This window comes from Streptomyces sp. ID05-39B (assembly GCF_033794725.1).
In the GTDB taxonomy this organism is placed as follows: domain Bacteria; phylum Actinomycetota; class Actinomycetes; order Streptomycetales; family Streptomycetaceae; genus Streptomyces; species Streptomyces bobili.
Map to the genome: position 1 here is coordinate 1 of NZ_JARGEF010000310.1, position 7,977 is coordinate 7,977.

A 7,977-nucleotide genomic window follows, 5' to 3' on the forward strand; every position below is an offset into this window, starting at 1 on the left:
GCACCACCCCCACCCCCGTCACCCTTCTCGGCGCCGGCGCCATGGGGACCGCCCTGGCCCGCGCCTGGCTGGCCGCCGGGCACCCGGTGACCGTCTGGAACCGCACTGCCGTCCGGGCCGAGCGGCTGGCCGCCGAGGGTGCCGTCGTGGCCGCGAGCCCGGCGGAGGCCGTGGCCGCCGGACGGCTGGTGGTCCTGTGCCTGCTGGACGACGCGTCCGTCGGCGAGGCCCTCGACGGGGCCGACCTCACCGGCCGCGATCTGGTGAACCTCACCACCGGCACCCCGGCCGAGGGCAGGCGGCGGGCCGCCTGGGCAGCCGAGCGCGGCGCCCGTTTCCTGGACGGCGGCATCATGGCCGTACCGCCGATGATCGGGGCCGCGGACAGCGGAGGATACGTTTTCTACAGCGGTTCCTCCGAGTTGTTCGAGGAGCACCGCGCCACCCTCGCCGTGCCCGCCGGGACCGAGTACGTGGGCGCGGATCCCGGCTTCGCGGCGCTGCACGACGTGGCGTTGCTGAGCGCGATGAGCGGCATGTTCGCGGGTGTCCTGCACGCGTTCGCGCTGATCCGCCGGGAGGACATCGCCCCCGGCGACTTCGCCCCGCTCCTCGTGTCCTGGCTCGGCGCGATGGCCCCCATGGCCCACCAGACGGCCGCGCAGCTGGAGAGCGGCGACTTCGCCAAGGGCGTGGTGTCCAACCTCGCCATGCAGGTAGCCGGCAACGCCACCCTGCTGCGCACGGCCGAGGAGCAGGGCGTCAGCCCCGAGCTGCTCACGCCGTACATGTCCCTGATGGAACGACGCCTGGCGGAGGGCCACGGGGAGGAGGACACGACGGGGGTCGTGGAGCTGCTCGCGCCGCGGACGGGCTGATCCCCTTGCGTCCATGGCCGGCCGGTCGGCCGCTCAGCCGGCCGGTCCATCGATCGGCCGGCCGGTCCATCGGTCTGTCGGCCGGTCCATCGGTCTGTCGGCCGGTCTGTCGGCCGGTCCATCGGTCTGTCGGCCGGCGCTGTGAAGCGCTCAGTCGGCGTACAAGGCGAGCGTGCCGCGGCGTCGGACGTCCAGGGTCGCGCAGTGGAAGGAGCCGCCGAACGGCGCGTAGTGCAGCAGGTCGCACGGGATCGGCTCGAAGCCCCAGCGTTCCAGCGCGCGCAGCATCCCGGTGTGGTGGCGCTCGGCGATCACCCGTTTCTCGTCGATCATGAGCACGTTCATGCTGAGCCACCTGCCGCACATCGAGGTGATCCTCAGCAGGCGGTCGTCGATCGGGTCGGGCTCGGGCGCGACCAGGACGTCCCAGGATCTGAGGGGCTCGGGGAGCCGGTCGACGTCGACGTACTCGGGATTGACCAGCACCTTGCCGGGCGCGAGCGGGACGAGCGTGGTGTCGATGTGCATGGGCGTACGGCAGCGGCTCTCGACCTCGTGGACGCGGTATCCGGGGCCGAGGTGGCGGCGCAGCCACTCGATGCCCATCCGGTTGGTGACGTTGCTGGGTGTCACGAACAGATCGCGTCCGGCCCGGACGAAGTCCGCCGCGTCGAAGACCGGCTCGAACTCGGTGAGGATGCGGCGCGGGGGCTCGCCGTCCCGCGGTGGCCGGAAACCGCGTTCGAACAGTTCGTCGGTGAGCTGGGGCTTCGGGGCCGCCGTCCAGCGGGCGCCGCGCCGGAAGTAGTCCTTGAGAACACGGCGGTAGGAGTGGGTCTCGAAGTATCGGCACGGCCACGCCATCGGCGTCTCGATGATCTCGTCACCGATCACGAGCATGCTGTCGCGCGGACAGGTGTTGCAGAAACCGCGTGACGACCAGTCGGGGGTGCCGTAGCGGCGCCGGTGGTCGACCGGGTCCGGGCGCCTGACCGTGACACCGAGGGACACCAGCAGGGCGACGAACTCTTCCAGCTCGTGCCGCGCCTTGTCGATCAGCGGGCGCGGATATCTGTAGCCCGCGGCCACCCCCTGCAACCGTGCGGCCCACGGCGGGATGTTGCACCTGACGACCGGATGGTCGGAGGGGATCGTCGCGCCGTCGAGCCGCCCGACGATGATCTCCTCCAGCGGGTCCCATTCGTTGTGCGAGTTGACGGGCGACACGAGGGGCCGCTGCTCCGCCTCCCGCACGGCCGGCGTTGCCGTTCCCTCTGTTCCCGCTGTTCCCCCCGTTCCCGCCGCTTCCGCCGTTTCGGCCGTTCCCGCTGTTTCCGCCGTTTCCGCCGACGTCGCCGCCGCCCTCGCGACCGCGCCGGCCGTGGCCGTCGCCGTGGCCGTCCTCGCCGCCGTGGCCGTCGCCGTGGCCGTCCTCGCCGCCGTGGCCGTCCTCGCCTCGGTGTCGAGCCCTCCGGGCCTCCGCGTCACCGTCATCCTCAGCCGCCCTTCGGTCGCCTCGGTCAGCGGTTCGTCGCCGACCGGGTACCCGCTGTCGACGAGCCCTCACCGGGCGCTTCGGAAAGCCCCCGAACCGGCCGGCCCTCCGCCCCCCTACGCCAGCCACTGCTCGTACGCCAGGTTCGCCACCAGCGCGAACACGACCGCCAGCAGCACGATCCGTACGAAGCCGCTGCCCTTCTTCAGCGCCGTGCGGGCACCGAGCATGCCGCCCGCGAGGTTGAAGGCGGCCATCGGGAGCGCCAGTTGCCACAGCACCGCCCCCTGCCAGGCGAACATCGCCAGGGCGCCGGCGTTGGTGCAACAGTTGACGATCTTGGCGGTTGCGGAAGCGGTTACCAGATCGAGGTGGAGGACCGCCGTCAGTGCGAGCACGAGGAAGGTGCCTGTGCCGGGGCCGATGAGTCCGTCGTAGAAACCGATTCCGAGTCCGGCGAGGCCGATCGCGGCGAGGACGCGGCGCGGGCCGGCCGGGCCGATGGCGGGGGCGGTGCCGAAGGCCGGGCGCAGGATCACGAAGGCGGCGACCGCGAGCAGCACCACCATGATCACCGGCTTGAGGACATCGGTGCTCATCCCGGCCGCGAAGAAGGCCCCCGCCGAGGATCCGGCGAGCGCGGCGAGGCCGATCCGTACGGCCACCCCCACGTCGACAGGCGCCTTGCGGGCGTAGGTCACCGCCGCGCCGGTGGTGCCGACGATGGCGACCGCCTTGTTGGTGCCGAGGGCGTGCGCGGCGGGGGTGCCGGCCGGCAGGCCGAGCAGCAGGACCGGCAGCAGGAGGAGCCCGCCGCCGCCGACCACGGCGTCGATCCAGCCGGCCGCGAGGGCGGCGAGGCAGAGGAGGACGACCATGGTCAGGGATATGTCGGGCATGACCGCGACCCTAAAGACGGATAGATGGTTCGTCCATCGAACTGAGCCACTTCTGAGCTTCGCGCCGGTCGGAGACACCCGCCAGCATGAACCGGCACCCACCCGCCCCCGCGGCGGGCAGGCGGAACCTCACACGGCGCCCCTCGCGCACCCCGGCAACCCTCACATCCCGGCCGCGCCCCCGCTGAGGGCAGCGTTCCTCGCGGGAAACAACGGTGATGCTGCCGGGTAACCTCCGCACCGCACGCTCGATGGCATGACCTCGAATAAGCGTGTGGTGGTGATCGGAGCCGGCCTGGCGGGCGTACGCCTCGCCCGGCGGCTCGGTGAGCTGGGCACGCCCGCACTGCTGATCGGCGAGGAGGAGCACCGGCCCTACAACCGGGTCCTGCTCGCCGAGGTGCTGGCCGGCCGGTTCGCCCCCGAGGTGATCGCGCTGCCCGCGCCCGCCGAGCTCGTCCGGGCCCGGGTGACCGGGATCGACCGCGAGCGGCGCAGCCTGGCCTGCGCGGACGGCTCGGAGATCGCATACGACACGCTGGTGCTGGCCACCGGCTCCAACCCGGTGCTGCCGCCGCTGCGCGGACTGTTCACGCCGGACCACGAACTGCCCGAGGGCGTCCACGCCTTCCGCACGATGGACGACTGCCTCGGGCTGTCGAAGGCGGTCCGGCCGGGTGTGCGGGCCGTCGTCATCGGGGGCGGGCTCCTCGGGGTCTCCGCCGCCCGCGCGCTCGCCGTCCGGGGTGCGCAGGTGGTTCTCGCCCAGCAGTCCGAGCGGCTGATGGAGCGTCAGCTGGACCCGAACGCCTCGGGGCTGGTGCTGCGGCACCTGCGGGACCTGGGCGTCGAGGTGCACACCGAGTGCCGGGTCCGCGACGTGCGCTGCGTCGGCGGCGCGGTCCGCTCGGTGGAGATGGCCGACGGCTACGCCCTCGACGCCGACCTGGTGGTCCTGGCGTGCGGGGTCCACCCGCGCACCGGCCTCGCCAAGGAGGCCGGACTCGCCGTCCGCAAGGGCGTCCTCGTCGACGACGAACTGCGCACCTCCGACCCGCACATCCGCGCGATCGGGGACTGCGTCCAGCACGGCGGCGAGGTGTACGGGCTCGCCGCGCCGGCGCTCGAACAGGCCGACGTACTGGCGGAGTTGCTCGCCGGAAGGGCAACCGCCCGCTACTCGGGAACGCGTTCCCTCACCCGTCTCACGCTGGCCGGGGACGGTTCGCTGGACCTCGCCGCGTTCGGCGAGACCGAGGCGCTCCCCGGCGACGACGTCGTGCAGCTCGCCGACGCCACCCGCGGCACCTACCGCAAGGTCGTCGTCCGCGACGACCGCCTGGTCGGCGGTGTGCTCGTCGGCGAACTCGGCACCGTCGGCGCGCTCGCCCGCGCCTGGGAGGGAGCAGAGCCGCTCCCCGACCACGGCCCTCTGCTCCACCTGCTCACCAACGACGGAGGCTCCTGAATGACCGCCACCCCGGGGGCCACCCCCACGATCGTCCTCGTCGGCCACGGCATGGTCGGCCAGCGCTTCCTCGAGGCGCTCGCCGAGCGCGGCCTGACCGCCACGCACCGCGTGGTCGTGCTCTGCGAGGAGCCGCGTCCCGCGTACGACCGCGTCCAGCTCACCTCGTACTTCTCGGGGAAGACGCCCGAAGAACTCTCCATGACCGACATGGAGTTCATCAAGGACCACGGCATCGAGCTGTACGTCGGCGACCCGGCGCAGACCATCGACCGTGATGCCCGCAGGGTGACCGCCCGCTCGGGTCTGGCCGTCGACTACGACGTGCTGGTGCTGGCCACCGGCTCCTACCCGTTCGTGCCGCCGGTGCCGGGCAAGGACGCCGAGGGCTGCTTCGTCTACCGCACGATCGAGGACCTCCTCGCCATCGAGGCGTACGCCAAGGCGCGGGCCACGACGGGCGCGGTGGTCGGCGGCGGTCTGCTCGGCCTGGAGGCCGCGGGCGCGCTGAAGGGTCTCGGACTCACTTCCCACATCGTGGAGTTCGCGCCGCGCCTCATGCCGGTGCAGGTCGACGAGGGTGGTGGCGCGGCCCTGCTGCGCACCATCGAGGAGATGGGCCTGAGCGTCCACACGGGCGTCGGCACCCAGGCGATCGTGACGGACGCCTCCGGTGCCGTCACCGGCATGAAGCTGTCGGACGGCTCCGAACTCGCCACCGACCTGGTGGTGTTCAGCGCCGGTGTCCGCCCCCGCGACCAGCTGGCCCGCGAGTCGGGACTGACGGTCGGCGAGCGCGGCGGCATCGCGGTCGACGAGCAGTGCCGTACGGTCAGCGACCCGCACGTCTTCGCGATCGGTGAGTGCGCGCTGGCCGCCGACGGCCGGGTGTACGGCCTGGTCGCCCCGGGATACGAGCAGGCCGAGACGGCCGCCGCGACGATCGCCGCCGACGAGACCGAGCAGTTGTCCTTCACCGGCGCCGACCTGTCCACCAAGCTGAAGCTGCTCGGTGTGGACGTGGCCTCCTTCGGTGACGCGCACGGCACCGCCGAGGACTGCCTCGACGTGGTGTACTCCGACTCCCGCTCGGGCCTGTACAAGAAGCTGGTCATCGGCCGCGACGGCACCCTGCTCGGCGGCATCCTGATCGGCGACGCGGACGCCTACGGCACCCTGCGCGCCCTGACCGGCTCGGTCCCGCCGATCTCGCCCGAGTCGCTGGTGCTGCCCGCCGGGGCCGGCGGCGGCGCCCAGCTCGGCCCGTCCGCCCTGCCCGACGAGGCGGTCATCTGCTCCTGCCACAACGTCACCAAGGGCACCATCCGCGGCGCGGTCACCGAGCACTCCTGCACGACCGTGCCCGAGGTGAAGAAGTGCACCAAGGCCGGTACCGGCTGCGGCAGTTGCGTCAAGCTCCTGGGCCAGCTCGTCACCGCCGAGCTGGAGGCGAGCGGCGTCGAGGTCGACAAGGGCCTGTGCGGCTGCTTCTCGCAGACCCGCGAGGAGCTGTACGAGATCGTGCTCGCCCTGCGCATCAACACCTACCAGGACATGCTCGACCGCTACGGCCGTGACGGCGCGCGGGGCGGCGACGGCTGTGACGTCTGCAAGCCCGCGGTCGCCTCCATCATCGCCTCGCTGGCCCCCACGATCGGCGCCAGCGGCTACGTCCTGGACGGCGAGCAGGCGGCCTTGCAGGAGACCAACGACCACTTCCTCGCCAACCTCCAGAAGAACGGCTCCTACTCGGTCGTACCGCGTATCCCCGGCGGTGAGATCACCCCCGAGGGCCTGATCGTCATCGGCGAGATCGCCCGCGACTTCGGCCTCTACACGAAGATCACCGGCGGTCAGCGGATCGACATGTTCGGCGCCCGCGTGGAACAACTCCCGCTGATCTGGGCCCGCCTGGTCGACGCCGGCTTCGAGTCCGGCCACGCCTACGGCAAGTCCCTGCGCACGGTGAAGTCCTGCGTCGGCCAGACCTGGTGCCGCTACGGCGTCCAGGACTCCGTCCGCATGGCGATCGACCTGGAGCTGCGCTACCGGGGCCTGCGCTCCCCGCACAAGCTCAAGTCGGCCGTCTCCGGCTGCGCCCGCGAGTGCGCCGAGGCCCAGTCCAAGGACTTCGGCATCATCGCCACCTCCAACGGCTGGAACCTGTACGTCGGCGGCAACGGCGGCGCCACCCCGCGCCACGCCGACCTCCTCGCCCAGGACCTCTCCGACGCCGGACTGATCCGTCTGATCGACCGGTTCCTGATGTTCTACATCCGCACCGCCGACCGGCTGGAGCGCACCTCGACCTGGCTGGATCGCATCCCGGGCGGCCTGGACCACGTACGGGACGTGGTCGTGGAGGACTCCCTCGGCATCTGCGAGGAGCTGGAATCCCTGATGGCCGCGCATGTGGCGAACTACGCCGACGAGTGGGCGACCACCATCAACGACCCCGAGAAGCTCGCCCGGTTCGTGTCCTTCGTCAATGCACCGGACACCCCCGACCCGGTCGTCGGCTTCGTCCCCGAGCGTGACCAGATCAAGCCCGACCTGCCGCTGCTCACCATCGGCCACCGTCCCCTGGAAGGGAGCGCCCAGCGATGACCCTGGCACTCGAGACGACCGACCTGAAGGTCCAACTCCAGCTCGGAGACAACTGGTTCACGGTCTGCGACCTGAGCCTGCTGGTCCCCGGCCGCGGGGTGGCGGCACTCCTGCCGGACGGCCGTCAGGTCGCCCTGTTCCGGGACCGGGCGGGCGAGCTGTACGCCGTGGACAACCGTGACCCGTTCAGCGGCGCGGCGGTCCTCTCCCGCGGCCTGACCGGGTCCGTGCAGGGCCGGCCGTTCGTCGCCTCGCCCCTGCTCAAGCAGCGTTTCGATCTGCGCAGCGGCCAGTGCCTGGACGACGACACGGTCGGCGTCACCACGTACGAGGTGCGGGCGGCGGGCTGAATCACCCTGCTCCTGCAAGCGGATACCGGCGGCCTCGCTCCTGAGGCCGCCGTAGCCGTTTCTCCAGCCGGCGCGGTACGTCGGGCGGCTGGGACACGTCCTCCCCCTCATTGAAAGGAACCTGACAGCCGAGGGATGGAACACGGCCGGACGGCGGCTCGTTACTCGCCAACGAAGTGTCACTGCGGCGGTGCGCCGGGTCTCCTTGCGTCAGGACCTCCGGCACGCCGCCAGGACGCGTCCGCCGCCCGACCCCACCCCGGAGGCACCGACCATGACC

The 7,977-nt window shown here is 72.0% G+C and carries 6 protein-coding genes; 4 read left to right on the top strand and 2 right to left on the bottom strand.

Going from position 1 to position 7,977, the window contains the following annotated elements; translation table 11 throughout:
- The coding region (locus P1P75_RS37220) for an NAD(P)-binding domain-containing protein (protein ID WP_319263773.1) at positions 1–878 on the top strand (878 nt) is incomplete at its 5' end.
- Between the two features lie 150 nt (positions 879–1,028).
- On the opposite strand, the gene P1P75_RS37225 is transcribed toward P1P75_RS37220, so the two are convergent.
- Together P1P75_RS37225 and P1P75_RS37230 are read right to left on the bottom strand one after the other, a co-directional pair.
- Positions 1,029–2,132, bottom strand: coding sequence for an amidinotransferase (locus tag P1P75_RS37225; RefSeq protein WP_319263774.1), 1,104 nt, complete (start codon positions 2,130–2,132; stop codon positions 1,029–1,031).
- Between the two features lie 357 nt (positions 2,133–2,489).
- Positions 2,490–3,272, bottom strand: coding sequence for a TSUP family transporter (locus tag P1P75_RS37230; protein ID WP_319263776.1), 783 nt, complete (start codon positions 3,270–3,272; stop codon positions 2,490–2,492).
- Positions 3,273–3,528: 256 nt separating this feature from the next.
- On the opposite strand from P1P75_RS37230, the gene P1P75_RS37235 reads away from it, so the two are divergent.
- From P1P75_RS37235 to nirD, 3 genes are read left to right on the top strand one after another with little or no spacing between them, the layout of a single operon-like run.
- Positions 3,529–4,740, top strand: a complete 1,212-nt coding sequence (locus P1P75_RS37235; RefSeq protein WP_319263777.1) for an FAD-dependent oxidoreductase — start codon at positions 3,529–3,531, stop codon at positions 4,738–4,740.
- Positions 4,741–7,347: a nitrite reductase large subunit NirB gene (gene nirB, locus P1P75_RS37240; RefSeq protein ID WP_319263778.1), complete on the top strand. Its 2,607-nt coding sequence runs from the start codon at positions 4,741–4,743 to the stop codon at positions 7,345–7,347.
- Positions 7,344–7,697, top strand: a complete 354-nt coding sequence (nirD, locus tag P1P75_RS37245; RefSeq protein ID WP_319263780.1) for a nitrite reductase small subunit NirD — start codon at positions 7,344–7,346, stop codon at positions 7,695–7,697. Before nirB ends, nirD begins: the two co-directional genes overlap by 4 nt.
- Positions 7,698–7,977 lie beyond the last annotated feature (280 nt).

Excerpts from the sequence above, each read along its gene's own strand:
- P1P75_RS37230 (WP_319263776.1), bottom strand. The coding sequence starts at position 3,272 with ATGCCCGACATATCCCTGACCATGGTCGTCCTCCTCTGCCTCGCCGCC.
- P1P75_RS37235 (WP_319263777.1), top strand. The coding sequence starts at position 3,529 with ATGACCTCGAATAAGCGTGTGGTGGTGATCGGAGCCGGCCTGGCGGGC.
- nirB (WP_319263778.1), top strand. The coding sequence starts at position 4,741 with ATGACCGCCACCCCGGGGGCCACCCCCACGATCGTCCTCGTCGGCCAC.
- nirD (WP_319263780.1), top strand. The coding sequence starts at position 7,344 with ATGACCCTGGCACTCGAGACGACCGACCTGAAGGTCCAACTCCAGCTC.